General features: G+C 60.4%; 23 protein-coding genes, 2 pseudogenes and 1 riboswitch. Of the genes and pseudogenes, 15 read left to right on the top strand and 10 right to left on the bottom strand.

Annotated features, from left to right (window positions below):
* Nucleotides 1-177: 177 nt before the first annotated feature.
* The 4 genes and pseudogenes from MA884_RS26685 to ahcY all read right to left on the bottom strand — a co-directional run bounded on the left by MA884_RS26685 (nucleotide 178) and on the right by ahcY (nucleotide 5,655).
* The gene (locus tag MA884_RS26685) at nucleotides 178-2,043 is read right to left on the bottom strand and encodes a DEAD/DEAH box helicase (protein WP_256233301.1); all 1,866 of its coding nucleotides are present in this window, start codon (nucleotides 2,041-2,043) and stop codon (nucleotides 178-180) included.
* 261 nt (nucleotides 2,044-2,304) lie between these two features.
* Nucleotides 2,305-3,086 (bottom strand): annotated as a pseudogene (locus tag MA884_RS26680) (substrate-binding periplasmic protein).
* Between the two features lie 135 nt (nucleotides 3,087-3,221).
* Nucleotides 3,222-4,067, bottom strand: coding sequence for a methylenetetrahydrofolate reductase [NAD(P)H] (gene metF, locus MA884_RS26675; RefSeq protein ID WP_256233300.1), 846 nt, complete (start codon nucleotides 4,065-4,067; stop codon nucleotides 3,222-3,224).
* A gap of 178 nt (nucleotides 4,068-4,245) precedes the next feature.
* Nucleotides 4,246-5,655 carry an adenosylhomocysteinase gene (gene ahcY / locus MA884_RS26670; RefSeq protein WP_256233299.1) on the bottom strand — a complete coding sequence of 470 codons (1,410 nt, stop codon included), beginning with the start codon at nucleotides 5,653-5,655 and terminating at the stop codon, nucleotides 4,246-4,248.
* 23 nt (nucleotides 5,656-5,678) lie between these two features.
* A riboswitch (S-adenosyl-L-homocysteine riboswitch) is annotated at nucleotides 5,679-5,785 on the bottom strand.
* A 169-nt stretch (nucleotides 5,786-5,954) separates the two neighbouring features.
* On the opposite strand from ahcY, the gene MA884_RS26665 reads away from it, so the two are divergent.
* Both MA884_RS26665 and MA884_RS26660 read left to right on the top strand, forming a co-directional pair.
* Nucleotides 5,955-6,359, top strand: a complete 405-nt coding sequence (locus tag MA884_RS26665) for an acyl-CoA thioesterase (RefSeq protein ID WP_188251837.1) — start codon at nucleotides 5,955-5,957, stop codon at nucleotides 6,357-6,359.
* A 207-nt stretch (nucleotides 6,360-6,566) separates the two neighbouring features.
* Nucleotides 6,567-7,451 carry a formate/nitrite transporter family protein gene (locus MA884_RS26660; RefSeq protein ID WP_256233298.1) on the top strand — a complete coding sequence of 295 codons (885 nt, stop codon included), beginning with the start codon at nucleotides 6,567-6,569 and terminating at the stop codon, nucleotides 7,449-7,451.
* Here MA884_RS26660 and MA884_RS26655 read toward each other — a convergent pair.
* Nucleotides 7,402-8,571, bottom strand: coding sequence for an MFS transporter (locus MA884_RS26655; RefSeq protein WP_256233297.1), 1,170 nt, complete (start codon nucleotides 8,569-8,571; stop codon nucleotides 7,402-7,404). The two genes, MA884_RS26660 and MA884_RS26655, sit on opposite strands and share 50 nt — an antisense overlap.
* A 314-nt stretch (nucleotides 8,572-8,885) precedes the next feature.
* Between MA884_RS26655 and MA884_RS26650 the strand changes: the two genes are divergently transcribed.
* Both MA884_RS26650 and MA884_RS26645 read left to right on the top strand, forming a co-directional pair.
* Nucleotides 8,886-9,719: an EamA family transporter gene (locus MA884_RS26650; RefSeq protein WP_256233296.1), complete on the top strand. Its 834-nt coding sequence runs from the start codon at nucleotides 8,886-8,888 to the stop codon at nucleotides 9,717-9,719.
* A gap of 50 nt (nucleotides 9,720-9,769) precedes the next feature.
* Entirely contained in the window at nucleotides 9,770-10,153 is a 384-nt protein-coding gene (locus MA884_RS26645) for an MAPEG family protein (protein ID WP_256233295.1), read from the top strand.
* A gap of 153 nt (nucleotides 10,154-10,306) precedes the next feature.
* Here the strand turns inward: MA884_RS26645 and MA884_RS26640 are convergent, their stop codons facing one another.
* Nucleotides 10,307-11,491 carry a murein transglycosylase A gene (locus tag MA884_RS26640; protein WP_256233294.1) on the bottom strand — a complete coding sequence of 395 codons (1,185 nt, stop codon included), beginning with the start codon at nucleotides 11,489-11,491 and terminating at the stop codon, nucleotides 10,307-10,309.
* Between the two features lie 123 nt (nucleotides 11,492-11,614).
* Here MA884_RS26640 and MA884_RS26635 point away from each other — a divergent pair, with 123 nt between their 5' ends.
* Nucleotides 11,615-12,064 carry a cytochrome c gene (locus MA884_RS26635; RefSeq protein ID WP_256233293.1) on the top strand — a complete coding sequence of 150 codons (450 nt, stop codon included), beginning with the start codon at nucleotides 11,615-11,617 and terminating at the stop codon, nucleotides 12,062-12,064.
* An 81-nt stretch (nucleotides 12,065-12,145) separates the two neighbouring features.
* Here the strand turns inward: MA884_RS26635 and MA884_RS26630 are convergent, their stop codons facing one another.
* Entirely contained in the window at nucleotides 12,146-12,541 is a 396-nt protein-coding gene (locus tag MA884_RS26630) for a DUF1090 domain-containing protein (RefSeq protein WP_256233292.1), read from the bottom strand.
* An 88-nt stretch (nucleotides 12,542-12,629) separates the two neighbouring features.
* Nucleotides 12,630-14,303, bottom strand: coding sequence for an NAD-dependent DNA ligase LigB (gene ligB / locus MA884_RS26625; protein ID WP_256233291.1), 1,674 nt, complete (start codon nucleotides 14,301-14,303; stop codon nucleotides 12,630-12,632).
* 207 nt (nucleotides 14,304-14,510) lie between these two features.
* Between ligB and MA884_RS26620 the strand changes: the two genes are divergently transcribed.
* Nucleotides 14,511-15,131: a LysE family translocator gene (locus MA884_RS26620; RefSeq protein WP_256233290.1), complete on the top strand. Its 621-nt coding sequence runs from the start codon at nucleotides 14,511-14,513 to the stop codon at nucleotides 15,129-15,131.
* 234 nt (nucleotides 15,132-15,365) lie between these two features.
* Here MA884_RS26620 and metK read toward each other — a convergent pair whose 3' ends face one another.
* Both metK and MA884_RS26610 read right to left on the bottom strand, forming a co-directional pair.
* Nucleotides 15,366-16,556: a methionine adenosyltransferase gene (metK, locus tag MA884_RS26615; protein WP_047230414.1), complete on the bottom strand. Its 1,191-nt coding sequence runs from the start codon at nucleotides 16,554-16,556 to the stop codon at nucleotides 15,366-15,368.
* Nucleotides 16,557-16,575: 19 nt separating this feature from the next.
* Entirely contained in the window at nucleotides 16,576-17,571 is a 996-nt protein-coding gene (locus MA884_RS26610; RefSeq protein ID WP_256233289.1) for a metalloregulator ArsR/SmtB family transcription factor, read from the bottom strand.
* 256 nt (nucleotides 17,572-17,827) lie between these two features.
* On the opposite strand from MA884_RS26610, the gene tkt reads away from it, so the two are divergent.
* From tkt to MA884_RS26565, 9 genes and pseudogenes are all read left to right on the top strand, one after another.
* Nucleotides 17,828-19,825, top strand: coding sequence for a transketolase (gene tkt, locus MA884_RS26605; RefSeq protein ID WP_256233288.1), 1,998 nt, complete (start codon nucleotides 17,828-17,830; stop codon nucleotides 19,823-19,825).
* Nucleotides 19,826-20,054: 229 nt separating this feature from the next.
* Nucleotides 20,055-21,140 (top strand): erythrose-4-phosphate dehydrogenase, encoded by a 1,086-nt coding sequence (gene epd, locus MA884_RS26600; RefSeq protein ID WP_256233287.1) that lies wholly within the window; start codon nucleotides 20,055-20,057, stop codon nucleotides 21,138-21,140.
* Nucleotides 21,141-21,164: 24 nt separating this feature from the next.
* Nucleotides 21,165-22,328 carry a phosphoglycerate kinase gene (locus MA884_RS26595; RefSeq protein ID WP_256233286.1) on the top strand — a complete coding sequence of 388 codons (1,164 nt, stop codon included), beginning with the start codon at nucleotides 21,165-21,167 and terminating at the stop codon, nucleotides 22,326-22,328.
* A 31-nt stretch (nucleotides 22,329-22,359) separates the two neighbouring features.
* Nucleotides 22,360-22,584 (top strand): hypothetical protein, encoded by a 225-nt coding sequence (locus tag MA884_RS26590; protein ID WP_256233285.1) that lies wholly within the window; start codon nucleotides 22,360-22,362, stop codon nucleotides 22,582-22,584.
* A 57-nt stretch (nucleotides 22,585-22,641) separates the two neighbouring features.
* Entirely contained in the window at nucleotides 22,642-22,977 is a 336-nt protein-coding gene (locus MA884_RS26585; protein ID WP_256233284.1) for an MliC family protein, read from the top strand.
* Between the two features lie 244 nt (nucleotides 22,978-23,221).
* The gene (gene fba, locus MA884_RS26580) at nucleotides 23,222-24,286 is read left to right on the top strand and encodes a class II fructose-bisphosphate aldolase (protein ID WP_003177554.1); all 1,065 of its coding nucleotides are present in this window, start codon (nucleotides 23,222-23,224) and stop codon (nucleotides 24,284-24,286) included.
* A 151-nt stretch (nucleotides 24,287-24,437) separates the two neighbouring features.
* Entirely contained in the window at nucleotides 24,438-24,689 is a 252-nt protein-coding gene (locus MA884_RS26575; RefSeq protein WP_256233283.1) for a helix-turn-helix transcriptional regulator, read from the top strand.
* On the top strand, nucleotides 24,682-25,941 hold the full coding sequence (locus MA884_RS26570; protein ID WP_256233282.1) for a type II toxin-antitoxin system HipA family toxin: 1,260 nt from the start codon (nucleotides 24,682-24,684) through the stop codon (nucleotides 25,939-25,941). The genes MA884_RS26575 and MA884_RS26570 overlap by 8 nt, the downstream gene beginning before the upstream one ends.
* Nucleotides 25,942-25,945: 4 nt before the next feature.
* Nucleotides 25,946-26,064, top strand: a pseudogene (locus tag MA884_RS26565) (fructose-1,6-bisphosphate aldolase); the annotation flags it as partial.
* Nucleotides 26,065-26,208: the final 144 nt, after the last annotated feature.

The raw sequence follows: 26,208 nt of genomic DNA, 5'->3' as shown, positions 1-26,208 counted from the left end.
GCGCATGACCTTTGTGGGAGCGAGCCTGCTCGCGATAGCGGTGGGTCAGTCAACATCTGTACTGGCTGAGTCGACGCAATCGCGAGCAGGCTCGCTCCCACAGGGTAAAATCGGCGTCACTCAAATAAAAATGCCCCTGATCGCGAGATCAGGGGCATTTTTACGGCCTGGAGAAACTCAGCGATTACGGGTCAGCAGTGCCGGCTTCTCGCCCCGTGGACGGCTTGGCAGTTGATCCAGCTGTTCAGGCGTCGGGAAACGATCGACCTTCGATTCCTTATGCACGATCTTCGGCTGGTTACCACGAGGGGCTTGCACGGCGGGTTCCTGACGAGGCTGGTCGTCACGGGCCGGGCGGCGAGGGCGGGAATCTTCGCGGCGGGCCTGGCCGTCACGAGGCGCGCCGTTGCGCGGGCCGCTGCGTTTGGCCGGTGGGGTGCCGGTGGACGAGCCGTTGCTGTTGCGCGGGCCGTTCTGACGCCCTTGGGACTGGCCACGAGGAGCTCCTGCACCAGCGCCAGCACCCTGTGCCGGGGCGCCAGGACGACGCCCGCGACCCTGGGCCGGTTTCTGCTGCGGCACGTAGTCGACGCGGTTACCGAAGTTGTCGATATCGTCGTCGAGGAACTCGTCCGGTGCACGATCAGCAGCGGCGCGTGGTGCCGGACGCTGCTGTTCACGGGCCGGGGTACCTTCGCGAGGTTTGTGCTCACGGGCCGGGCGTTCACCGCGACTGGTGCTGGCCGATTTTTCCTTGCCCTTGTCCTTGCCTTTGTCTTTACGACCGCCGCCACCGCCGCCGCCATTTGGACCATCACCGCGAGGGCCACGGGCATTGCGTGGATTGCGCACGTCCGGACGTTCACGCACTTCAGGCTTCTCGGCCTCGATGGTGCTGGCATCGAAGCCCATCAGGTCGCCATCGGCGATTTTCTGCTTGGTCATGCGCTCGATACTTTTGAGCAGCTTTTCTTCGTCCGGCGCGACCAGCGAGATCGCTTCACCCGAACGGCCGGCCCGGCCAGTACGGCCGATACGGTGTACGTAGTCTTCATCGACGTTCGGCAACTCGAAGTTGACCACGTGGGGCAACTGGTCGATGTCCAGGCCGCGGGCGGCGATGTCGGTGGCAACCAGAATGCGCACTTCGCCGGCCTTGAAGTCAGCCAGGGCCTTGGTGCGAGCGTTCTGGCTCTTGTTACCGTGGATCGCCACGGCGGGAAGGCCATGCTTGTCCAGGTACTCGGCCAGGCGGTTGGCGCCGTGCTTGGTGCGGGTGAACACCAGGACCTGTTCCCAGGCGCCGGCGGTAATCAAGTGCGCCAACAGGGCACGCTTGTGGCTGGCCGCCAGGCGGAACACACGTTGTTCGATGCGCTCGACCGTGGTGTTCGGCGGAGTGACTTCAATGCGTTCCGGGTTGTGCAGCAGCTTGCCGGCCAGGTCGGTGATGTCCTTGGAGAACGTCGCCGAGAACAGCAGATTCTGGCGCTTGGCGGGCAGGCGGGCCAAAACCTTCTTCACGTCATGGACAAAGCCCATGTCGAGCATGCGGTCGGCTTCGTCCAGCACGAGGATTTCCACGTGGGACAGATCGACACTGCCTTGGCCGGCCAGGTCGAGCAAGCGGCCCGGGCAGGCCACCAGCACGTCGACGCCACGGGACATGGCCTGGACCTGAGGGTTCATGCCCACGCCGCCGAAAATGCAGGCGCTGACGAACTTCAAGTCGCGAGCGTAGACCTTGAAGCTCTCGTGTACCTGGGCCGCCAGTTCGCGGGTTGGGGTCAGGACCAGGACGCGCGGTTGGCGCGGGCCGTGACGCTGGGATTTGTCTGGGTGACCGTTGGGGAAAAGCCGCTCCAGGATCGGGAGGGCAAAACCACCGGTTTTACCAGTGCCTGTCTGCGCCGCGACCATCAGATCGCGACCTTGCAACACGGCGGGGATGGCCCGCTGTTGCACCGGGGTAGGCTGGGTGTAGCCGGCAGCCTCGATGGCGCGGACTAAAGCCTCGGAGAGACCGAGGGAAGCAAAGGACATGAGTAATCCTGTTTTAGTGAGGGCCTGGCCCAATGGGATAGTCTTGCCGGGCGCGAATGACGTTCAACAAAAAGACGTCATCCCGTCCGGTCCTGCCGAGTCTGGAAAGCAGGTCCGGACAGGGCTCGCGCGGGCTGGAAGCTGCGCTGTAGCGGTGTCGGGATGCCTTTTGCAAGACCGGGCGTCCGGGCGTGAGCCTGGCGGGAAGGCCGGAGTATAACAGAGCAAACGCCGCGCGCCGCTTTCCTGCTGCTCAACGGTTTATTTCAGCGCTGCGCCGGGCTGGACGGTTCGGTCCTGACAGACGGAACTGCGCCATAGCGAGCGATCAGCTCGGCGTAGGCCGGTTCGCGCTTGAAGCGCTTGAGTTCGGCGCTGAAGCGCTGCACGAGCAGGTCCATACCGGCGTTGCGCCGTACGGCCAGGTATTGGCGTTGACGGCTCACAACCACGGGGTTTTCGGTGATCTGGTCACCCAGCTGCATTTGCTTGAGTACGTGCCGGCCCACCCGGCGGTCGGTGATGAGCAGGTCAATCCGGCCCAGTTGCAACTTGCCGAAGTTGGCTTCATGGGTGGGCGCCGTCTCACGTTTGAACAGGGGTGATTCACTGAAGGCCTGGCTGTACAGATAACCGGGCGACGTGCCGACGGTCAGGCCGCCCAGGTCATCAAGGGTGCGAAAGGGATGGGGGCGGGCGTTGGCATAGAACATCACGAACTCCACGTCCGATAGCGGTTCGCTGGGGTAAAGCAGCATGGCGTCGCGTTCGTTGCTGTGGAAAATGTCCAGCGCACCGTCCGCCAGGCCCTGTTCAAGCATCGCCAGGCAACGTTTCCAAGGCAGCAGTTGCCATTGCACATCAATGCCCAGGCGCTTGAACACAATGGCGGTGGTTTCGTAGTCGAGTCCCCGGACCTGGCCGTTCTCTTCGTAGACATAAGGCGCCCAGGGTTCGGTGACAATGCGCAACTTCTCGGCCCGGGCATCCATGCTCAGGTAAAGGAGAAAAAAGGTAGTCAATAACCGGGCGATGAAGGGCATGGCCTGAGGTTACGACGAGAGCTCATCAAATAGCTAGAGCCCTCTGGCTTGCGGCCTGGTCGCCTTTTGACATCGGACGAACGAAAAAGCCTTGGTTTTCGCCAAGGCCTTTTTATACACCGCCGAACCAAGTCATTAACGCGGCAGTTTGAGGTTATTCCATACGGCGAGGCTGGGCTCGGCCTGGTTCAGGGTATAGAAATGCAGCCCCGGCGCGCCGCCCTGTAACAAGCGCTCACACATTTGTGTGATGACGTCCTCTCCGAAGCTTTGGATGCTGGACGTATCGTCGCCGTAGGCTTCCAGTTGCTTGCGGATCCAGCGTGGGATTTCTGCGCCGCAGGCATCGGAAAAACGCGCGAGTTTGCTGTAGTTGGTGATCGGCATGATCCCCGGCACGACAGGAATGTCGACACCCATCTTGCGTACGCGGTCGACAAAGTAGAAATAGCTGTCGGCGTTGAAGAAGTACTGGGTGATCGCGCTGTTGGCGCCAGCGTTGGCCTTGCGTACGAAGTTGAGCAGGTCGTCTTCGAAATTGCGTGCCTGGGGGTGCATCTCTGGGTAGGCAGCCACTTCGATGTGGAAGTGCTCACCGGTTTCTTCACGAATGAATTCAACCAGGTCGTTGGCGTGGCGCAGTTCGCCGCTCGCCATGCCCATGCCCGAGGGCAGGTCACCGCGCAGGGCCACGATACGGGTGATGCCGGCCGCCTTGTACTGGCTCAACAGGCTGCGCAGATCGGCTTTGCTGTCACCCACGCAGGACAGGTGTGGGGCGGCCGGGATTTTGACTTCGCTTTCGAGCTGCAACACGGTGTTGATTGTGCGGTCCCGGGTCGAGCCGCCAGCGCCATAGGTGCAGGAGAAGAAATCGGGGTTGTAGCTCGCCAACTGACGGGCAGTGGCGATCAGTTTTTCATGCCCAGCATCGGTCTTCGTCGGGAAGAACTCGAAGCTGTAGCGACGGTCTTGGGACATGGTGGGGCCTCCAGCTTCAAGCGGCTAGCTACAAGCTGCAAGAGGGCGGTGCGCCGAATTCTTGTGCTTTAAGCTTGCAGCCCGCAGCTGCGTAACAGCGATGAAGAAGTAAGCCCCAAGCGGCAAATCGCAAGTAAACAAACCGCTCTTACTTGCCGCTTGAAGCTTGTAGCTACTGTCAGTACCTATACGCGTGCGGCTTGAACGGGCCTTCGACGGTCACGCCGATGTAGTCAGCCTGTTGCTTGGTCAGTTTGGTGACCACGCCGCCGAAACCGCGGACCATTTCCAGGGCCACTTCTTCGTCGAGTTTCTTGGGCAGCACTTCCACGGTCAGGCGCTCGGCTTTCTGGGCCGGCGACAGGTCGGCGTATTTCTGGCCGAACAGGAAAATCTGCGCCAGGACCTGGTTGGCAAACGAGCCGTCCATGATGCGGCTTGGGTGGCCAGTGGCGTTGCCCAGGTTCACCAGACGGCCTTCGGCCAGCAGGATCAGGTAGTCATCGTTCTGTGGGTCGAAGCTACCGGCGCCGGTGCGATGAACCTTGTGGACCTGTGGCTTCACTTCTTCCCACGCCCAGTTCTTGCGCATGAAAGCAGTGTCGATTTCATTGTCGAAGTGGCCGATGTTGCAGACCACGGCGCGCTTTTTCAGGGCCTTGAGCATGTTCGCGTCGCAGACATTGACGTTACCGGTGGTGGTCACGATCAGGTCGATCTTGCCCAGCAGCGCCTTGTCGATGCTTGCTTCGGTGCCATCGTTGTTACCGTCGATGAACGGCGAAACCAGCTCGAAGCCGTCCATGCAGGCCTGCATGGCGCAGATCGGGTCAACTTCGGACACCTTGACGATCATGCCTTCCTGGCGCAGGGACTGAGCCGAACCCTTGCCCACGTCACCGTAGCCGATGACCAGTGCCTGCTTGCCCGACAACAGGTGGTCGGTACCGCGCTTGATGGCGTCGTTGAGGCTGTGACGGCAGCCGTACTTGTTGTCGTTCTTGCTCTTGGTCACCGAGTCGTTGACGTTGATGGCCGGGATCTTCAGTTCGCCCTTGGCCAGCATGTCCAGCAGGCGGTGTACGCCGGTGGTGGTTTCTTCGGTCACGCCGTGGACGCGCTCCAGCACGGCCGGGTATTTCTTGTGCAGCAGTTCGGTCAGGTCGCCGCCGTCGTCGAGGATCATGTTGGCGTCCCATGGCTGGCCATCCTTGAGGATGGTCTGCTCCAGGCACCACTCGTACTCTTGCTCGGTTTCGCCTTTCCAGGCGAAAACCGGGATGCCGGCAGCGGCGATAGCGGCGGCAGCCTGGTCCTGGGTCGAGAAAATGTTGCAGGACGACCAGCGCACTTCGGCACCCAGGGCAACCAGGGTTTCGATCAGCACGGCGGTCTGAATGGTCATGTGGATGCAGCCGAGGATTTTTGCGCCTTTCAATGGCTGTTCGCCAGAGTACTTGCGGCGCAGACCCATCAGGGCTGGCATTTCGGATTCGGCGATGATGGTTTCGCGACGGCCCCAGGCAGCCAGGGACATGTCGGCGACTTTGTAATCGGTAAAATCTGCAGGCGTGATAACAGCGCTCATGAAGAGCCTCCATTCGTAATGTATGCGAATGGGCGCCGTTGTGCGTTTAGTGTCCGTGCGGGGAGCCCCGTACAAACAACGCCCCATCCGAGCCTGACAGGTCGAACCTGCTGCAGCGCCCCTCGGACAGGTGGCGGGAACGGTCCAAAGCGTGGACCGGTGAAGCGGGGCGATTATAGCTGGCTTTGAGCGGGTAGTTGCAAGGGGCAGCGGACAAGCTGCAAGCTGCAAGCTAGAAGCTGAACTGCCCTTTCTTGCCGCTTGAAGCTTAAATCTTGAAGCTGCCCCCAGGAGTGAACATGAATTTCCACACCCGCAAATGGGTCAAGCCCGAAGACCTCAACCCCAACGGCACGCTATTTGGCGGCAGCCTGTTGCGCTGGATCGACGAAGAAGCGGCGATCTACGCCATTGTCCAGCTCGGCAACCAGCGCGTGGTGACCAAATACATCTCCGAAATCAATTTCGTCAGCGCTTCGCGCCAGGGCGACATCATCGAACTGGGCATTACCGCCACTGAGTTCGGCCGTACCTCCATCACCCTGACCTGCGAAGTGCGCAACAAGATCACCCGTAAAAGCATCCTGACCGTGGAGAAGATGGTTTTCGTCAATCTTGGGGAAGATGGCCTGCCGGCGCCGCATGGCCGGACCGAGATCAGGTACGTCAAGGATCAGTTCCAGGACGATATTGCCAGCGCGTGAGATCGGCGGTGCGCCCATCGCGAGCAGGCTCGCTCCCACATGGACTTGCGGTCGGTCGCAGCATTGTTGTCCACCACCAATCCCTTGTGGGAGCGAGCCTGCTCGCGATAGCGGTTTTCAAGGCACCAATGAACATTGTGGCCCGCCACTGAACAGCTCCGAACGCCGCGTGTCGTAGGTACATCACGCCACCGGTTCAGGAGCTCCATGGACACTCGAAAAGACGGCAAGACCCCTGATCTTTCGGCGCAGGAAAAGCACGAAGTCGACCGCAATCAGCCACCGCGGGCCGCGGTACTGCATGAGATTATCCGAACCCAGGGCAACCAGGAACTGGAGCGCAGTGTCGCCGCGCTTTGGTGGTCGGCCCTGGCCGCCGGGTTGACCATGGGCCTGTCGCTGATGGCGATGGGACTGCTCAATTCCCGCTTGCCTGAGGGCGAAGCCTTCAAGGTGATCGCCAGCTTCGGCTACTGCGCCGGTTTTCTCGCGGTGATTCTTGCCCGTCAGCAACTGTTCACCGAAAACACCTTGACTGCGGTGTTGCCCATCATGAGCAAACCCACCTTGGGCAACTTCGGCCGTCTGTTCCGGCTCTGGGGTGTGGTGCTGGTGGGTAACCTGTGCGGCACCTTGCTGGTGGCCTATGTGATGCTGCATCTGCCGATTTTCGATCGCCGCACCGATCTGGCTTTTCTGGAGATCGGTCGTAAGGTCATGGAAAACGACACCGGCCAGATGTTCGCCAAGGGCATCATTTCAGGCTGGATGATCGCCACCATGGTCTGGATGATCCCTTCCATGGAGAGCGCCAAGATGTGGATCATCATCCTCATCACCTACCTGATGGCGCTTGGGGATTTCACCCACATTGTCGTCGGCTCGGCCGAGGTGTCCTATCTGGTGTTCGCCGGCCAGCTGTCGTGGGAGGATTTCTGGATGGTGTTTGCCGGGCCGACCCTGGCGGGGAACATCATCGGAGGCAGTTTCATCTTTGCGCTGATCAGTCATGCGCAGGTGCGCAGCGAGACCAATGCACCGCTTAGTCAGCAAAACCTGCCGTCACATCTCGATGACGCTGATGATAAATAAAATAAAACGCCGTCAACACGGTCAGCCCGCCCACCAGAGCGCCGGTCCATGGCAAGTCGGCCAGATCGGCGCCGCTGGCCACCACCAGGCCGCCAATCCAGGCACCCGCCGCGTTGCCAAGGTTGAACGCGCTCTGGTTCAGGGTCGAGCCCAGGTTCGGCGCTTCTTGGGCCTGGTCGATGATCAGCAATTGCAGGATCGGACACAGTGCAAAGGCAAATACACCCCATAGGACCAAGGTAATAGCCGCCGGAACCACCGACCGGCTGGTCTGGCTGAACGCGGCCAGCACCAGTACCACTGCCAGGGCCATGGCTACCAGCGAAGGCAGCAGGCGCCGGTCCGCCAGGCGACCGCCGAGAAAACTGCCCGCTGTCAGGCCGACACCGAACAGCAGCAGCATGAGCGTGATGCCGTGGGGGCTGACCCCCGTGATGTCCTGCAGGATCGGTGCGATGTAGGTGAACACGCTGAACAGGCTGGTGGAGGCCAGCACGCTCATGCCCAGGGCAAGCAACACGTTGGCCTTGCCCAGCACTCTGAACTCGCTGGCCAGATTGGCCTTCTCCATGGGGATTTCCCGGGGCAGCCAGACCCATTGGGCAATAGCGGCAATGATCCCGATGACCGATACCGCCCAGAAGGTCGAGCGCCAGCCGGCATATTGGCCCAACGCGGTACCCAGCGGCACGCCCAGCACATTGGCCAGGGTCAGCCCCGTGAACATCATTGCGATTGCTTGGGCCCGTTTGTTCGGCGCCACCAGCCCGGCCGCGACCACCGAGCCGATCCCGAAGAATGCCCCATGGCACAGTGCGGTGATGACCCGGGCGGCCATCAATGTGACGTAGTTCGGTGCCAGGGCGCAGAGTACGTTGCCGACAATGAACATCAGCGTCATGCCCAGCAGCGTTGCCTTGCGCGGCATGTTGGCGGTGCCGATGGCCAGGATCGGCGCGCCGAACACCACGCCCAGGGCGTACCCGGTAATCAGCAGCCCGGCCTGGGGAATGCTCACGCCCAGGTCACGGGCGACATCGGGCAACAGCCCCATGATGACGAATTCGGTGGTGCCGATGCCAAAAGCGGCGACGGCCAAAGCAAGCAAGGCGAGTGGCATGCGCAAGGTCTCTGTCTGTAGTCTTGACGCTCTGATCAGGCATACGCATGCCAATGCGCCGGTTCGAATGAAACGGGGCAGCAGCAAAAATTATTGGAATTGGTTTTCTGCGCAACTGAGTGCGGCGTGGTCGGTTTGCAGTATAGACGATAGCGAATAAATTCATGAGCCCTACTGAGCGTAGGAGCTGTCGAGTGCAACGAGGCTGCGATCTTTCCACCGGCAATTGAGTCTGGAGTGAAAGATCAAAAGATCGCAGCCTCGTTGCACTCGACAGCTCCTACGGGCCGGGGGGACAAGACAAGGAGCGTGCTGTGCTGGCAACAGCCTTGGTATTGGTCGCCGCGCTGTTGCATGCGGCATGGAATACGCTGATCAAGTTCAGTGGCGAGCGTTTGCTGGTGGTGGCATGCATGGACAGCGTCGCGTTGCTGTTCGTGGTGCTGGCGCTGGGCTTCGTGGCGTTGCCACCGCTGGAGATCTGGCCGTGGATCCTGGCGTCGGCGGCATTCGAGTTGTTGTACCGCTATCTGCTGATCCAGGCGTATCGGGTGGGTGACCTGGGACTGGTCTATCCGCTGATGCGTGGTCTGTCGCCGTTAGTGGTGCTGGCCTTGACGTTGATCTTCGCCGGGGAAGTGCTGACGACCCATCAGATCATCGGCATCTTGCTGATCCCGTTCGGCATGCTTTGCCTGTTGTGGCAGGGCGGAGGTGGCGAGCGATTGCCCTGGTCAATGTTGCCGGTGGTGGCGCTGATAGGCCTGTGCATCGGCTGCTACACCTTTATCGACGGCCATGCTCTGCGGCGCTGGCCCCGGCCACTGGATTACCTGGTCTGGGTCACGCTGCTCAGTGCCTGGCCATTTCCGTTGCTGGCGCTGGTGCGCAAACGACCTGCGTTCATGCTGTTCTGGCGTGAACAGTGGCGGCTGGGGCTGGCGGTCGGGTTTTGCGTATTGTTGAGCTACGCTCTGGTGCTGTGGGCCATGCAACTGGGCTCGATCGCCGAAGCGGCGGCGCTGCGGGAGATCAGCGTGATCCTGGTGGTGCTGTTTGGCATGCGCTACCTGAAAGAACCTTTCGGCCGGCCACGGCTCTTAGCCTGCGGGCTGGTGCTGATTGGCATGCTGGTGATGAAATTCTGACCAGTGCCCTGATTTTCGATTTCTATAACATTCAAAGAAGGAACTGCTTCATGACGGTTGCCCTATGGTGCATTTTGATTGCCTTTCTCCTGCCTTACGTATGCGTTGCGATCGCCAAGGCCGGTGGAAAGTACCGGTTGCGGGACAACCACGACCCTCGGGATTTTCTGGACTCGCTCGAAGGAGCCCCCCGGCGTGCATACGCCGCGCAACTGAACAGCTTTGAAATTACCCCGTTTTTCGCCGCTGCCGTGATCGTCGCGCACCTGGCCGGCAATGCCGAGCTTGTGACCATCAACGTGCTGGCGGTGCTGTTTATCACCAGTCGCCTGCTGTACATCATCTGCTATCTGGCGGACTGGGCGACCTTGCGTTCGCTGGTGTGGTTCGTGGGGGCAGGGTTGGTGTTGAGTTTCTTCTTCGTTTCGGTCTGAGCCAGGGGGGCGAATCCCGTTGTCTGTGCTGGCCCCATCGCGAGCAGGCTCGCTCCCACATTGGATCTAGTCGTACACAAAACATGTGTCCACTGGAGATCAACTGTGGGAGCGAGCCTGCTCGCGATGGCGCCGGTACAGTCAGCCCATTTCTTAGGGATTGGCACTGACAGTATTGGCAACCTGCGGCACCTGCGGTAATGCCATGCCCTTGGGCCACAGCATCCAGATCTGCCCCTGTTGTTTCATATCCCCGGCCAGGTTCCCCGCTGCTTCACCGGTGCCCCAGAACAGATCCGCCCGTACTTCGCCGGCAATTGCGCCGCCGGTGTCCTGGGCCGCGACCGGCCGGTTCAATGCACTGCCGTCAGGGCGGGTGGTGGATAACCACAACAGGCTTCCGAGCGGAATCACCTTGCGATCCACCGCCACGCTGTAGCCGGCGGTCAGTGGCACATTCAGTGAGCCTCGGGGCCCTTCGTTGCTGTCGGGGTTGCGGTTGAAAAACACGTAGCTGGGGTTGCTGCCGAGCAATTCGGGAATCCGGTTCGGGTTGGCTTTTGCCCAGGCACTGATGGTGCCCATGGTCACCTCTTCTTTCTTCAGTTCGCCCTGTTCGACCAGCCAGCGCCCGATGGGTCGGTAGGGGTGGCCGTTCTGGTCGGCATAGCCGATGCGCAATTGGCGGCCGTCATCGAGTCGAATGCGGCCCGAGCCCTGGATCTGCAGGAATTGCAGGTTCATCGGGTCTGTCAGCCAAGCGATTACCGGTGCCTTCACCCCGTTGGTTTCGATGGTGGCCGCGTCGTCGTAGGGCTTGAGCACCCGGCCTTCGAGACGACCGCGCAGGCGCTTGCCCTTGAGCTCGGGGTAAATACTGTCCAGCGACACGATGATCATGTCTTCCGGCACCCCGTACACCGGGATGTTGGCGCTGGCAGTCTGGGTGAGGCTGCCGGGGTAGACCGGTTCGTAGTAACCGGTAATCAGACCGTTGGGGCTGTTGTCACCCGAGCGCAGGCCGTAGACATCCAGGTTCTGCTTCAGAAAACTGCGCACATCCACGGCGGTCAGCGGCACATTGGCCGCCGCCGCGCAGGTGGTGCCCCACACCGCGTCGGCCTTGAGCCGGGTGCAGGCGCTGCGCCAGGAGCCAAAGCCGGCCAGCAGGTCTTCATCGGACACCGATGGCAAGGCTTCCCACGGTGCGCTGACATAAGTGGCGACGGCATGGGTCTTGGGCTCTTCGGCTTTGTCGCCGCGGTTGCAACCGGCCAGCAGTGCGATAAGCGGTAGGGTCAACGCCAGGCCTTTGTGCCAGGTCTTGAAACTGTGCATGAGATTTCCTTGCCGGTCGTGCGGACGCTCCAGGCGTCCAGACAACCCGTATTGATAATAGGGCTATTGGTCTTTGCCGGTGACCCGAGGATACTAACCGCCGTTTCCTGCTCCGAGGCCAAGATGTTTGTAAAACGATTTTCCATGGCCGTGCTGGCCTGCCTGATGTTGTCCGCCTGTGGCGGTATCGATCCCAATTCCCCACTGGGCCAACGCAAAGCGATCTTCAAGCAGATGCTCAAGACCAACGAAGAGCTGGGTGGCATGTTGCGCGGTCGCATCCCGTTCGACGGCCCGCGCTTTGCCGAGGGCGCGGCGCAACTTGATCAACTGTCCCGCGAGCCGTGGAAACATTTCCCGCAAGTGCGTGAAGAAGACCACACCAGTGCTCGGGATGAGGTCTGGCAAAAACAGGCGCATTTCCAGGAACTGGCCCGCAGCCTTGAAGCGGCCACCGGTGAGTTGGTGACCGTCAGCAAGGTCCAGCCGTACAGGGCCAGCAACCTGGGGCCTGCGGTGCAGAAGGTAGAGGATGCGTGCAGCGCCTGCCATAAAGAGTTTCGGGATTATTGAGTAGGGGCAACTGCAAGTTTTTAGCTGCAAGCTGCTGGTGTGAAGCTTGGAGCTTGTGGCTTAAAACTTGTCGCTTGCCGCTTATTTATCCAACTCATCCACCGCTTCCTGCAACTCTTTGCGAGAAGCCGCCAGCTTGTCCTTGCGTTTGTTGATCCGCTGCGCGTCGCCTTTTTTCATGGCCTTTTCCAGGTCGGCCTGACGCTGGCTGACTTCGTGCTTGGCTTCAAGGACCTTGTTTTCACGTTCCTTGCGCAGGGACGCGTCGGTGCAGTGGGTGGTGACCTGGCTCAACGCCGTTTCCAGGCCGGCTTGCTGATCTTTGTTGCCACGGGACTTGGCCAGCTCGATTTGATTGATGATGCCCTGGCGCTTGGCCGCGCAGCCGGTGAGCTCCGGTGTTTGCTCGGCTGCCATCAGGGGGGCGGCCATGGCGCTGCATAGAGTCAGCAGTGCGATAGAGGACATAAAATTCATAGCTACTCCGTGAAAACTCGCGAGCGGTCGGTATAGATGCGCAGTTGGAGCGTACCTTTACCCCTTGGGTTCAACTGTGGGGTTCGGATTAGAAACCGTCGACCCCGGCAGTGCGTAATACTTCACTCAAAGCCAGCACCTGTGGGTCGCGAAAAAAAGCCCTCAGTTGCGCGGCGCGTCCCGGACCGATACCGGCTTCGGTTTGCCATTGTTCGGTGTCGCGCTCGGCAAGCACCTGCCATGGCCCCTCCAGCCGGACCTCGCCGGTGGGTGGCAGGCCAAGGGCCTTGAGCCACTGCCCGAAAGGACGTTGCCGGGCGCTGTGCAGGCTGGCGACCAGGCGGGCGCTGCTGCGTTCGCCGAAGCCGGCAATGTTAGCAAGCTCGTTGGCATCAAGGGTCATCCAATCCAGCAATCCATTGAGTTGACCGGCCGCCAGGAGTTTTCTCCAGGTTCCCGGGCCGACATGGGGCAGGGCTAGCCCGTGCTTGCCGCTGAGCCAGCCCAGGCGCGCCAGGAACTGGCTTTCGCAGCCGGGTGTCGGCTGCCAGCAACTTAACAAGTGATAGTCGGCCGCCGTTGGGGCGTTCACGTCCTGGCGCTCGACACTGCGCAGCACGACGCTGTCCAGGCGTGGAATGGTCAGCCCGGCCAGGCTGATGGCGACCCGGTCGCCAGGGCGGATGTCCATTTGCTCCCAACGTTTTAGGGAACTGACGCTCACCCGGCGGATTCGTCGGTCGTCGAGCATGACTGGCTCAAGTTCCAGCACGGGCGTGATGCGCCCGGTACGACCGATCTTGAAGCGTACGTGGCGCACCTCGGCCAAGGCCTGGGCATAGGGATATTTCCAGGCCACGCTCCAGAACGGCGACCGGGCCTGCCAGCGATCAGCAGGTGGACGGCGGCTTTGGCGCAGGACGATGCCATCGCTGGCAAATGGCAGTGGCGTGCGATACCAGTGGTCGCGCCAGTGCTCGACGTCGGCCAATGCCTGGACGGGCTGGCTGTAGCCGGTGGTGTCGGCAAAGCCCAGCGCCTGCAGGGTCGCCTCCCGTTCGGGCAGGGTGGCCGGTCCCTCAGGCCAGTCCCAGACAAACAGGCCGATGTCCGCCCCCTCTTGCGCGGTCAAATTCGTGCGCGCCATCAGCCCCGCCACGGTCGCCCGGGCGTTGAGACTGCCGTTGCTGGCCTGGACATGGGCAATCAGCCGCCAGTACAGCTCACCCTGAACGATCAGGTCCAATGGCTGATGTAGCCGTTGCGGGATGGCGTTGATTTTGTGGGCAGCCCAGGTCCAGTCTTGTCCCTGGACACCATCACCGCGGCTGATCGCCTGATGCAGGTGCCCTCCGCGATAGATCAAGGTCACAGCCACGCCATCGACTTTCGGTTGGACCCACAGGTCTTCTCGGCCTTGTAGCCACGCCTTGACCGCGTCGGCATCCTTGAGTTTGTCCAGGCCCGTGTGTGCAACCGGGTGTGGCACTTTCCCACCCGCCGTGCGCAAGGGGGCACTTGGCGCCTCCAGGCCAAAGCAGTCGCGCCACTGGCCCAGCTGGATGCGGGACTGATCGTAGAGCTCGTCGGCTACCAGTGATCGGCCGAGACGGTGATAGCTGTCATCCCACGAATCGATTCGCTGCTGCAGGGCGGTGATTTCCGCCTGGGCGCGTCCGAGGGGCCAGTCGGGACAAGGCGCGGCGATGACAGGGGAGCAGATGCATATAAAACAGGCCAATAGGCGTGATAACGGCAGCATCGAAGCATCCTTGCTTGGTGGTGTACTTGAAGGCTAGTCACTGTCACAGAAGGTGCGAGGCCGGGAGCGTTACCGGATCTTGCAGGGGGTGTTGGCGAAGTCGCGGCGGTACAGTGCAGGGTGATTTGGTTGCGCAACTGTGCCTTGAACCCATTAGAGGCGAGTGCAGAATGGGCTCTCGATCCGCTCTGCCAGGCATGCATCCCTATGGACCTGACGACCCTCGCTGTTTTCATTCCAGCCTGCTTCGCGCTGAACATGGCGCCGGGGCCGAACAACCTGCTGTCCATCAGCAACGCCTCGCGCTATGGCTTCGTCCGGGCGTGCAGCGGTGGCATTGGTCGGCTGCTGGCGTTTGCACTCATGATTGCCCTGGCAGCGGTGGGGTTGACCGCTGTGCTGCATACCTCGGAACTGTTGTTCCTGGGGATCAAGTTCGTGGGTGCCGCTTATCTGTTCTACCTTGCCGTGCAATTGTGGCGGGCGCAGCCCGAAGCCGGAGCTGAAGCGGCGGTCACTTCGATGAGCGTGACCCGCCTGGCACGCCAGGAGTTTCTGGTGGCGATCGGCAACCCGAAGGCGATCCTGTTGTTCACCGCCTTCCTGCCGCAGTTCGTCGACCGCGCCAGCACCGTCACCCAGCAGTTCGCCGTGCTGGGCGGCCTGTTCCTGGCGCTGGAGTGCATTGCCATCGGGTTGTATTGCTACATGGGGATTTATGCGCGGCGACTGTTTGCCCGGCCGAGCGGCAAGCGTCTGTTCAATCGCATGTGTGCGGGTCTGCTGGCCAGCGCGGCTTCGTTTTTGCTGGTGGCACGGCGGTCTTGAGTTCGATGGTCCCTTGTGGCGAGGGGATTTTGTGGGAGCAAGGCATGCCCGCGATGAGGACAATGCAGTCACCCGGGAGAACGAGGCGCCTGTATCGCGGGCAAGCCTTGCTCCCACAGATAAGTTCCCAAGCCACAAGTTCCTTGCGGGCTTCAACCCCCTGAATGGGTATGAGCCGGACATGAAAAAGCCCCTGACGACCCAGTCGCCAGGGGCTTTTCGTACCAGCGGGCTTTACAGGCCGGCAGCGGCGCGCAGGGCGTCGGCGCGGTCGGTTTTTTCCCAGGTGAAGGTGGTGAAGGTATCGTCACCGACCGTCTTGGTTTGCGGCGTGCGACCGAAGTGGCCGTAGGCAGCCGTGTCCTGGTACATCGGGTGCAGCAGGTCAAGCATGGTGGTGATGGCGTACGGACGCAGGTCGAACACTTCACGAACCAGCTTGATGATCTTGTCATCGCCGATCTTGCCGGTGCCGAACGTGTTCAGCGAGATCGAAGTAGGCTGGGCAACGCCAATGGCGTAGGAAACCTGGATCTCGCAGCGCTCGGCCAGGCCGGCGGCGACGATGTTCTTGGCCACATAACGACCGGCATAGGCCGCCGAACGGTCAACCTTCGATGGATCCTTGCCGGAGAACGCACCACCGCCGTGACGGGCCATGCCGCCGTAGCTGTCGACGATGATCTTGCGGCCGGTCAGGCCACAGTCGCCGACGGGGCCACCGATGATGAACTGGCCGGTCGGGTTGATGTGGAACTGGGTGTCCTTGGACAGCAACTCGGCAGGCAGTACGTGCTTGACGATCAGCTCCATCACGCCTTCGCGCAGGTCCTTGTAGGACACTTCAGGGTTGTGCTGGGTCGACAGTACGACGGCATCGATACCGACAACTTTGCCGCCTTCGTAACGGCAAGTCACTTGGGACTTGGCATCCGGGCGCAACCAAGGCAGCAGGCCGGATTTACGGGCTTCAGCCTGGCGTTGAACCAACTGGTGCGAGAAGGTGATCGGGGCTGGCATCAGCACGTCGGTCTCGTTGCTGGCGTAGCCGAACATCAGGCCCTGGTCGCCAGCGCCCTGGTCTTCAGGCTTGGCACGGTCAACACCCTGGTTGATGTCGGGGGACTGCTTGCCGATGATGTTCATCACGCCGCAGGTCGCGCCATCGAAGCCGACGTCGGAGCTGTTGTAGCCAATGCCCAGGATGACGTCACGGACGATCTGTTCCAGGTCGACCCAGGCCGAGGTGGTGACTTCGCCGGCGATGATCGCCACGCCCGTTTTCACCAGAGTTTCGCACGCCACGCGGGCGAACTTGTCTTCAGCAATGATGGCGTCCAGCACCGCATCAGAAATCTGGTCGGCGATTTTGTCCGGATGCCCTTCAGACACGGACTCGGAGGTGAAAAGGGAGTATTCGCTCATCTCGATGTTTTCCTACAAGTTACCGATGGTGAGTGTCGCCAGCCGGTCGCTGAAAATGGCGGACCTGAATCTGGAAACCATTACGTAAGCCCACATAGAGGCTTTCCCCGGGCACGAGGCCCGCAGCGGTGGCCCAACGGGCCAGATCGTCCTGTTCAAACCCCAGCCAGAGATCACCGCAGGCCTCCTTGGCCCAACTCTGGTTGTGGCTGCATAACTCTGTCACTAACAGGCTACCGCCCGGTTGCAGCAGGCCGGCCATGTGCTTGAGCGCATCGGCCGGCGCGGCGAAATGGTGAAGCACCATGTTCAATACAACGCAATCGGCCTGCAGGCTCACACCATCCAAGGCATCGGCCAGTTGCAGGCTGACATTAGCCAGTGTTTCACGCTCACACACCTGGCGTGCCAGCTCGAGCATGGCCGGGCTGTTGTCCAGCGCCGTCACCTGGCTGAAACGCCGCGCCAGTTCCGGCAGAAACGCGCCGTCGCCAGGGCCGACTTCAATGGCCGTGGCGGTGGGCTCGAAATCCAATTTGTCGAGCAGCGCCACGACGCTTTCGCGGTACTGCGGCAGCCCTGCGATCAGGTCCTGCTGGGCGCGAAACTTCTCGGCCACCCGGGCGAAAAAATCCTGGCTGGCGGCGGCCCGCTGCCCGTGTACTTGGGCGATGCGGGCTTGCACGTCTGCCGGCAGGTCCAACTCGTCCACTTCTTCGAGCAGCGCGGCATGCAGCTTGCCGCCCAGCAGATCGGTATGGGGCAGGGCTCGGCGGTAAAAAATCGCATTGCCTTCACGACGGGTTGCCACCAGGTCGGCCTGGGCCAGGACCTTGAGGTGGTGGCTCATGCCGGATTGACCGATGCCGAAGATCTGCGCCAATTCCAGCACTCCGAACGAATCGTTGGCCAGGGCACGCAATACATTGAGCCGCAGCGGATCGCCGCCGGCCTTGCAAAGGGCCGCCAGCTCATCGCAATCGTCATGGCGAATGGAAGGCACGCGTAAATTCATAGGGCGGCAGTCTAGTGGGGGGTATGGATCATCGCAAGGGCAATATCAAAAAGTTTTGATATTGCTCGATAAATGGCACTTCCACAGGCGTGCTTGACTCTACAACCCATCAGCGGAAAGGTTTCACCTGGCGAATGCCACTTTATCCACCGGAAAAAAGCCTCTGGATGACTATCTGTCATTGCCCCGGGGCGGGTGGGTGAGGGAAAATGCTCGCCTTTTTCAGTTTCACCATTCAAAACCCAGGAGATCAGCGATGCCCAGCCGTCGTGAGCGTGCCAATGCCATCCGTGCACTCAGCATGGATGCCGTGCAAAAAGCCAACAGCGGCCATCCCGGTGCCCCTATGGGTATGGCGGATATCGCCGAGGTGCTTTGGCGCGACTACCTCAAGCACAGCCCGAGCAACCCATCGTTTGCCGACCGTGACCGCTTCGTGCTGTCCAACGGCCACGGCTCGATGTTGATCTATTCGTTGCTGCACCTGACCGGTTATGACCTGTCGATCGATGACCTGAAGAATTTCCGCCAGTTGCACAGCCGCACGCCGGGCCACCCGGAATATGGCTACACCCCAGGCGTGGAAACCACCACCGGTCCACTGGGCCAGGGACTGGCCAACGCCGTGGGCTTTGCCTTGGCGGAAAAAGTCCTGGCGGCGCAGTTCAACCGTCCAGGCCACAACGTTGTCGATCACCACACTTACGTGTTCCTGGGTGATGGCTGCATGATGGAAGGCATTTCCCACGAAGTCGCCTCCCTGGCCGGCACCTTGGGCCTGAACAAGCTGATCGCCTTCTACGACGACAACGGCATTTCCATTGATGGCGAAGTCGAAGGCTGGTTCACCGACGACACCCCCAAGCGTTTCGAAGCCTACAACTGGCTGGTCATCCGCAATGTCGACGGCCACGACCCGGAAGAGATCAAGACCGCCATCGAGACGGCGCGCAAGAGCGCCCAGCCGACCCTGATCTGCTGCAAGACCACCATCGGTTTCGGATCGCCCAACAAGCAAGGCAAGGAAGACTGCCACGGCGCGCCACTGGGCGCCGAGGAAATCGCCCTGACCCGCGCTGCGTTGAAGTGGGAACACGGTCCGTTCGAAATCCCGGCCGACATCTATGCCGAGTGGGACGCCAAGGAAAAAGGCCGTGCCGCCGAAGCCGAGTGGGACCAGCGCTTTGCCGCCTACTCTGCGCAATTCCCTGAGCTGGCCAATGAGCTGGTCCGTCGCCTCAGCGGCGAGCTGCCTGCCGATTTCGCCGAAAAAGCCTCGGCTTATATCGCTGAAGTCGCCGCCAAAGGCGAAACCATTGCCAGCCGCAAGGCCAGCCAGAACACCCTCAACGCTTTTGGCCCGCTGCTGCCGGAGCTGCTGGGTGGTTCGGCCGACCTGGCCGGTTCCAACCTGACCTTGTGGAAGGGCTGCAAAGGCGTCAGCGCCGAAGATGCCAGCGGCAACTACATGTATTACGGCGTTCGCGAGTTCGGCATGAGCGCGATCATGAACGGCGTGGCCCTGCATGGCGGCCTGGTGCCTTACGGCGCGACCTTCCTGATGTTCATGGAATACGCCCGCAACGCCGTGCGCATGTCAGCCTTGATGAAGAAGCGTGTGCTTTTTGTATTCACCCACGACTCCATCGGCCTGGGCGAAGACGGCCCGACTCACCAGCCGATCGAGCAACTGGCAAGCCTGCGCTGCACGCCAAACCTGGACACCTGGCGCCCCTGTGACGCCGTGGAGTCGGCAGTGGCCTGGAAATACGCCATCGAGCGTAACGACGGTCCATCGGCGCTGATCTTCTCCCGCCAGAACCTGCAGCATCAGAACCGCGATGCCGACCAGATCGGCGACATCACCCGCGGCGGCTATGTGCTCAAGGACTGCATTGGCGAGCCTGAGCTGATCCTGATCGCCACCGGCTCCGAAGTCGGCCTGGCCGTCCAGGCCTACGACAAACTGACCGCGCAGGGCCGCAACGTACGTGTGGTATCCATGCCGTGCACCAGCGTGTTCGATGCCCAGGACGCTGGCTATAAACAAGCGGTATTGCCGTTGCAAGTCAGCGCCCGGATCGCCATCGAAGCCGCGCACGCCGATTACTGGTACAAGTACGTGGGTCTGGAAGGTCGCGTGATCGGCATGACCACCTACGGCGAATCGGCGCCAGCGCCGGCGTTGTTCGAGGAGTTCGGCTTTACCTTGGAAAACATCCTGGGTCAGGCTGAAGAGCTGTTGGAAGACTAAGTCCAGGAATGTATCGCCTGTTCTGACGCTATCGCGGGCAAGCCTTGCTCCCACAGGATGCGCACTCCCACAGGGAAATGCCATTCAGGATGTGCACTTCCACAGGGAAAGGCCATTCAGGATGTGCACTTCCACAGGGCAATGCCATCCTGTGGGAGCAAGGCTTGCCCGCGATGACAATGGAATGTTCAGCGCCTTATTCATGGATTCACCCAGGTCAGAGAATCCCATGCCCCAACCGCGTCCTTACAAAGTTGCACTCAACGGCTACGGCCGGATTGGTCGTTGCGTCTTGCGTGCGTTGTTCGAGCGAGGAGCGAAGGCCGGGTTCGAGATTGTGGCCATCAACGATCTGGCCGACATGGCCAGCATCGAATACCTGACACGCTTTGACTCCACCCACGGCCGGTTCCCCGGCGAAGTGCGGGTCGAGGGCGATTGTCTGCACATTAATGGCGATTGCGTGAAAGTCCTGCGCAGTGCCACCCCCGAAGGTATCGATTGGGCGGCTTTGGGTGTCGATCTGGTGCTTGAGTGCTCCGGTGCCTACAACACCCGTGAAGATGGCCAGCGTTTCATCGCCGCCGGCGCGCCGCGGGTGTTGTTCTCCCAGCCAATGGCCAGCGAAGCGGATGTGGACGCCACCATCGTCTACGGCGTGAATCAGGACTGCCTGGCCGGTGATGAGCTGCTGGTGTCCAACGCGTCCTGCACCACCAACTGCGGCGTGCCGCTGTTGCGCCTGCTGGACCAGGCCATTGGCCTGGAATACGTGTCGATCACCACCATTCACTCGGCGATGAACGACCAGCCAGTGATTGACGCCTATCACCATGAAGACCTGCGTCGGACCCGTTCGGCGTTCCAGTCGGTGATTCCGGTGTCCACTGGTCTGGCGCGTGGCATCGAGCGGCTGCTGCCGGAACTTGCGGGGCGAATTCAGGCCAAAGCCGTGCGGGTGCCGACGGTCAACGTGTCTTGCCTCGACATTACGATGCAGACTGTGAGCGATACCGACGCCACCGAGGTCAACCGGATCCTGCGCGAAGCCGCCACCAGCGGCCCGCTCAAAGGCCTGCTGGCCTACACCGAGTTGCCCCATGCCAGTTGTGATTTTAACCATGACCCACATTCGGCCATTGTCGATGCCAGCCAGACCCGGGTTTCCGGGCCGCGGCTTGTGAACATCCTGGCCTGGTTCGACAACGAATGGGGGTTTGCCAACCGAATGCTGGATGTCGCTGAACATTATCTGCAAGCAGCGACTTCGCTTTCTGTTTCTCAGCTCTCTGTTTCAAAAACACCTGCTCACTAAACAGTTACCCAGGAATTGCGACCCATGACCGTGTTGAAGATGTCCGACCTCGATCTGCAAGGTAAGCGCGTACTGATCCGCGAAGACCTCAACGTCCCCGTCAAGGACGGTGTTGTCACCAGCGACGCGCGTATCCTGGCTTCGCTGCCGACCATCAAGCTGGCCCTGGAAAAAGGCGCGGCCGTGATGGTCTGCTCGCACTTGGGTCGTCCGACCGAAGGCGAGTTCTCGGCCGAAAACAGCCTCAAGCCGGTCGCCGCTTACCTGAGCAAAGCCTTGGGTCGTGATGTACCGCTGGTGGCTGACTACCTGGATGGCGTGGACGTGAAGGCCGGCGATGTCGTGCTGTTCGAGAACGTGCGCTTCAATAAAGGCGAGAAAAAGAACGCTGACGAACTGGCCAAGCAGTATGCGGCCCTGTGCGACGTGTTCGTGATGGACGCGTTCGGCACCGCCCACCGCGCCGAGGGTTCGACCCACGGCGTGGCGAAGTTCGCCAAAGTGGCCGCCGCTGGCCCGCTGCTGGCCGCCGAACTGGACGCGCTGGGCAAGGCCCTGGGTTCCCCGGCCCAGCCGATGGCCGCCATCGTTGCCGGCTCCAAGGTCTCCACCAAGCTCGACGTGCTCAACAGCCTGAGCCAGGTGTGCAACCAGTTGATCGTCGGTGGCGGCATTGCCAACACCTTCCTTGCCGCCGCCGGTCACCCGGTCGGCAAATCCCTGTACGAGCCGGACCTGCTGGACACCGCCCGGGAAATCGCCGCCAAAGTCAGTGTGCCGTTGCCGGTGGACGTGGTGGTTGCCAAGGAGTTCGCCGAAAGCGCTACCGCCACCGTCAAGCTGATCGCTGACGTGGCCGAGGATGACATGATCCTCGACATCGGTCCGCAAACTGCAGCCAACTTCGCCGAACTGTTGAAATCTTCCAAGACTATCCTGTGGAACGGTCCGGTCGGTGTGTTCGAGTTCGACCAGTTTGGCAATGGCACCAAAGTGCTGGCCCAGGCCATCGCCGAGAGTGACGCATTCTCCATCGCGGGCGGCGGCGACACTCTGGCGGCCATCGACAAATATGGCGTGGCCGAGCAGATCTCCTACATTTCTACCGGCGGCGGCGCATTCCTCGAATTCGTCGAAGGCAAAGTACTGCCAGCCGTGGAAGTCCTGGAAAGCCGGGCCAAGGCCTGAGGTTTCGTTGACCAGGCAAAGGAGTGTTGTGATGGTCAAGACGTTGGCGCTTTTGTTGCTGACCGCATCCCTGGCCGCTTGCGCGAGCAACCCGAAAGCCGCACCGGAAGCGGTTGCTCCCAGCGAGCCGAAGACTGGTTGTTACCAGGCCGAGTGGCAGGCCGAAACCAACCCGGTGCTCAATAAGCGTTCCGGGCCGGAGGGGCTGGACAAATACGAGACACAGGCCCCTGCCAAGGAACATGGTTGCCCTTGAGGGGTCTGACTCATTAACTCAAGGCTGGCGGCTTGCGCTGTCAGTCGAGGAACACGGATGAAAGGCTTTATCGCCATTTTGGCGCTGGCAATGCTGGCCGGTTGTGCGCAGCTGGATCGGTTTCGTTCGTCCGAGCCCGTAGTAGAGGGCTGGACAACCTGGACCTGCGACAGCCAGGCCAAAGTACTCTGGCGTTACACCGATGACACCCGCAAGGAAGTCGACGTTCGCCTCGGCGGAGCCGAGCAGGTCTATCGCCTGAAGGAAGAGCCGGGCGCATCGGGTACGCTGTACAGCGACGACATGCTGGCGTTTCACGTCAAGGGTGAGGAAGGCCTGGTTTACTGGGTCGCCACCAATGACTTGATTGGCCGGGGTTGCAAAGCTGACTGATTCAATGGAGATCCAATGTGGGAGCGAGCCTGCTCGCGATAGCGATGTATCAGGCACCAGTGATGTTGACTGTCGGGCCCTCATCGCGAGCAGGCTCGCTCCCACAGGGTCCTCTACAGTTTCGAGATTTTGTTTCGCCGAACACGCAGGCCGGACCCACCCCCGACCTGCAATGACTTGAATAGCCGCCGCCGCTCCGGCAGGCTGGCACGATTAACGACCCTCGACCGGGAGAGACACACTAATGGCACTTATCAGCATGCGTCAGATGCTGGACCACGCAGCCGAGTTCGGCTACGGCGTCCCAGCCTTTAACGTCAACAACCTTGAGCAGATGCGCGCCATCATGGAAGCCGCTGACAAGACTGACTCCCCGGTGATCGTCCAGGCTTCGGCCGGCGCCCGCAAATATGCCGGCGCGCCATTCCTGCGTCATCTGATCCTGGCAGCCATCGAAGAATTCCCACACATCCCGGTGTGTATGCACCAGGACCACGGCACCAGCCCTGACGTCTGCCAGCGCTCCATCCAGCTGGGCTTCAGCTCGGTGATGATGGACGGTTCCCTGGGCGAAGACGGCAAGACCCCTACCGACTACGAATACAACGTGCGCGTCACTCAGCAAACCGTCGCCATGGCCCATGCCTGCGGCGTCTCGGTGGAAGGTGAACTGGGTTGCCTGGGCTCGCTGGAAACCGGCATGGCCGGTGAAGAAGACGGCATCGGCGCCGAGGGCGTGCTGGATCACAGCCAGATGCTGACCGACCCGGAAGAAGCGGCGGACTTCGTCAAGAAGACCCAGGTCGACGCCCTGGCCATCGCCATCGGAACCAGCCACGGCGCCTACAAGTTCACCAAGCCGCCTACCGGCGACGTGCTGGCCATTGACCGTATCAAGGAAATCCACAAGCGCATCCCCAACACCCACCTGGTAATGCACGGTTCGTCCTCGGTACCGCAGGAGTGGCTGGCGATCATCAACCAGTACGGTGGCGACATCAAGGAAACCTACGGCGTGCCGGTTGAGGAGATCGTCGAAGGTATCAAGTACGGCGTGCGTAAGGTCAACATCGATACCGATTTGCGTCTGGCTTCTACCGGTGCGATGCGTCGGTTGATGGCGACCAATCCGAGCGAGTTTGACCCGCGTAAGTTCTTCGGTGCCACCGTGACTGCCATGCGTGATGTGTGTATTGCTCGTTACGAAGCTTTCGGTACTGCGGGCAATGCTTCGAAGATCAAGCCGATCTCTCTGGAAGCTATGTACCAGCGGTATTTGAAGGGTGAGTTGAACGCCAAGGTTAACTAAGGCTCAAGCGTCAAAAAAAACCCGCAGCGATGCGGGTTTTTTTGTGCGTGGGGATTGGCCTTGAAGATTGGAAGACACAACACGCTTGAAATGTCCGCTATAAAGGACATAATTAGCTTTCAAAGCTAAAAAGTCCGTTATAGGTGACACTGTGCTGATTCTAAACCCTTCAATTCTTGGCGAGAGGATGCGTGCACTGCGCCGTGCGAAGGGTTATACCCAACAGCAGCTCGCTGAGAAAGCCAACTGCAACCGCAAAACGATTATCGATCTTGAAGCCGGTGAAAACGTGGCCGTGTACACCTTGTTTCGAGTCGTATCGGCGTTGGGGATGGCGCTGGAAATCGTCGACAAGCGGATCGACCTCAAATCCCTAGCTGATCTGGTAGAGCATGATGAGTAAGGTCAAGCTGCTCAATGTCATGACACCGCAAGGTTATAGCGGCGACTTGTCCAAAGGTTCGCAGTTTTCGTTCGCCTATGCGAGCGCCGAGGCGTCTCGGGAGGTTTCGTTGGTCATGCCCTATGACCCTACGCCTTCAGTCAGTAACGTCCTTCATCCCATCTTTGATATGAACGTGCCCGAGGGGTTTCTGGCCGACCAGATCAAGCGTCGTATGGCCAGACACATGCAAGTCGATGACATGCGGCTGCTATCGGTGATAGGTGGTAATCAGATCGGTCGACTCAGCTACGTCAACCCGGTTGAGGCCCCTACGACTGTGCGGGCTCAGGTCGGGTTGCAGGACATTCTGTCGGCGGATACTTCACAAAGTGTTTTTGACTTCCTTGTTGATACTTATTTTGAGTCTGGCATTTCGGGCGTCCAGCCCAAAGTGCTTGTGCCTGACTTGGATAAGCTGACTGGCGATCGAAAAACGATGCTTAGCTCCGATCTGATCGTGAAATCCGGCGCAGAGGAGTATGCCCATCTGGCGCAGAATGAATTCCTTTGTCTGGAAGCTGCTCGTTTGGCCGGGTTGGAAACTCCGCCATTCTGGCTGTCGGAAAACGGTGAGTTGTTTGTAATGGAGCGGTTCGACCTGACCCCTTCCGGGCGCTTGGGGTTTGAAGACATGGCCGTGCTCCTTGGCCTGCACAAAGACCCTCATGACAACTACAAATATTCCCAGAGTTACGAGACCCTTGCGGCAGTAGTGGACCAGGTATGCCGGCATGCTGAGCCGGTTCGCGAACGGGAGCGCTTTTTTTCTTCGGTGTGCCTCTCGGTCATGGTGCGCAACGGCGATGCCCACCTGAAAAATTTCGGTGTTATTTATACGCATCCCGACGCACTGGAAACCGTGCGGTTGGCACCGGTTTTTGATGTCACCACTACCACGGTGTATGAACACTACAACCCCAAGTCTGGCCGCTCGTTGGTGGATCGGACCTTGGCGATCAAGATGAACAAGGTGAAGACTTATCCTGATCGGCAGCAACTGATCGAGTTCGGTCGCAAGCATTGTGGGGTAGATAAGCCATTGTTGATTATTGAGCGAATCGCCGACGCGATGAGCCAAGCGTTGGCGATCAATGGGCATCGTATTGATGGGGAGCTGCTAAAAGGCATGCAGGCGGAGTGGGATGGCGGACGGCTTGCAGCACTTTATGACTCGGTTGCACCTCGATTCAGGCGCAAGCCATTGGCGTGAAGCGAGTATTGTTCGTTATGAAGCGTTCGGGACGCTGGTAATGCTTCGAAGATCAAGCCGATCTCTTTGGAGGCGATGTATCAGCGGTATTTGAAGGGTGAGTTGAACGCCAAGGTTAATTAAGGTTTCAGCGTTTTGAGAAAACCCGCAGTGATGCGGGTTTTTTTATGTGTGGGATTTGTGTGTATATCCGTTTTTTGGGTAACGGCTGCTTATGGTTCCGCCCTTACGGCGGGTCACTTTTGGCAAACGCCCCAAAAGTAACCA

Origin of the sequence: Pseudomonas sp. Q11 (genome assembly GCF_024494355.1) — a bacterium.
GTDB lineage: Bacteria > Pseudomonadota > Gammaproteobacteria > Pseudomonadales > Pseudomonadaceae > Aquipseudomonas > Aquipseudomonas hefeiensis.
This window is presented reverse-complemented; position numbering and strand designations above follow the sequence as displayed.

Bases quoted from the DNA above. Each gene is read 5' to 3' on its own strand.
- MA884_RS26610 (WP_256233289.1), bottom strand. From the start codon at position 17,571: ATGAATTTACGCGTGCCTTCCATTCGCCATGACGATTGCGATGAGCTG.
- MA884_RS26645 (WP_256233295.1), top strand. From the start codon at position 9,770: ATGACGGTTGCCCTATGGTGCATTTTGATTGCCTTTCTCCTGCCTTAC.
- fba (WP_003177554.1), top strand. From the start codon at position 23,222: ATGGCACTTATCAGCATGCGTCAGATGCTGGACCACGCAGCCGAGTTC.
- MA884_RS26685 (WP_256233301.1), bottom strand. From the start codon at position 2,043: ATGTCCTTTGCTTCCCTCGGTCTCTCCGAGGCTTTAGTCCGCGCCATC.
- MA884_RS26655 (WP_256233297.1), bottom strand. From the start codon at position 8,571: ATGCCACTCGCCTTGCTTGCTTTGGCCGTCGCCGCTTTTGGCATCGGC.
- MA884_RS26620 (WP_256233290.1), top strand. From the start codon at position 14,511: ATGGACCTGACGACCCTCGCTGTTTTCATTCCAGCCTGCTTCGCGCTG.
- MA884_RS26630 (WP_256233292.1), bottom strand. From the start codon at position 12,541: ATGAATTTTATGTCCTCTATCGCACTGCTGACTCTATGCAGCGCCATG.
- metK (WP_047230414.1), bottom strand. From the start codon at position 16,556: ATGAGCGAATACTCCCTTTTCACCTCCGAGTCCGTGTCTGAAGGGCAT.
- ahcY (WP_256233299.1), bottom strand. From the start codon at position 5,655: ATGAGCGCTGTTATCACGCCTGCAGATTTTACCGATTACAAAGTCGCC.
- MA884_RS26660 (WP_256233298.1), top strand. From the start codon at position 6,567: ATGGACACTCGAAAAGACGGCAAGACCCCTGATCTTTCGGCGCAGGAA.
- MA884_RS26585 (WP_256233284.1), top strand. From the start codon at position 22,642: ATGAAAGGCTTTATCGCCATTTTGGCGCTGGCAATGCTGGCCGGTTGT.
- MA884_RS26665 (WP_188251837.1), top strand. From the start codon at position 5,955: ATGAATTTCCACACCCGCAAATGGGTCAAGCCCGAAGACCTCAACCCC.
- metF (WP_256233300.1), bottom strand. From the start codon at position 4,067: ATGTCCCAAGACCGTCGCTACAGCTTCGAGTTCTTCCCGACGAAGACC.
- MA884_RS26640 (WP_256233294.1), bottom strand. From the start codon at position 11,491: ATGCACAGTTTCAAGACCTGGCACAAAGGCCTGGCGTTGACCCTACCG.
- tkt (WP_256233288.1), top strand. From the start codon at position 17,828: ATGCCCAGCCGTCGTGAGCGTGCCAATGCCATCCGTGCACTCAGCATG.
- MA884_RS26635 (WP_256233293.1), top strand. From the start codon at position 11,615: ATGTTTGTAAAACGATTTTCCATGGCCGTGCTGGCCTGCCTGATGTTG.
- MA884_RS26570 (WP_256233282.1), top strand. From the start codon at position 24,682: ATGAGTAAGGTCAAGCTGCTCAATGTCATGACACCGCAAGGTTATAGC.
- ligB (WP_256233291.1), bottom strand. From the start codon at position 14,303: ATGCTGCCGTTATCACGCCTATTGGCCTGTTTTATATGCATCTGCTCC.
- epd (WP_256233287.1), top strand. From the start codon at position 20,055: ATGCCCCAACCGCGTCCTTACAAAGTTGCACTCAACGGCTACGGCCGG.
- MA884_RS26590 (WP_256233285.1), top strand. From the start codon at position 22,360: ATGGTCAAGACGTTGGCGCTTTTGTTGCTGACCGCATCCCTGGCCGCT.
- MA884_RS26595 (WP_256233286.1), top strand. From the start codon at position 21,165: ATGACCGTGTTGAAGATGTCCGACCTCGATCTGCAAGGTAAGCGCGTA.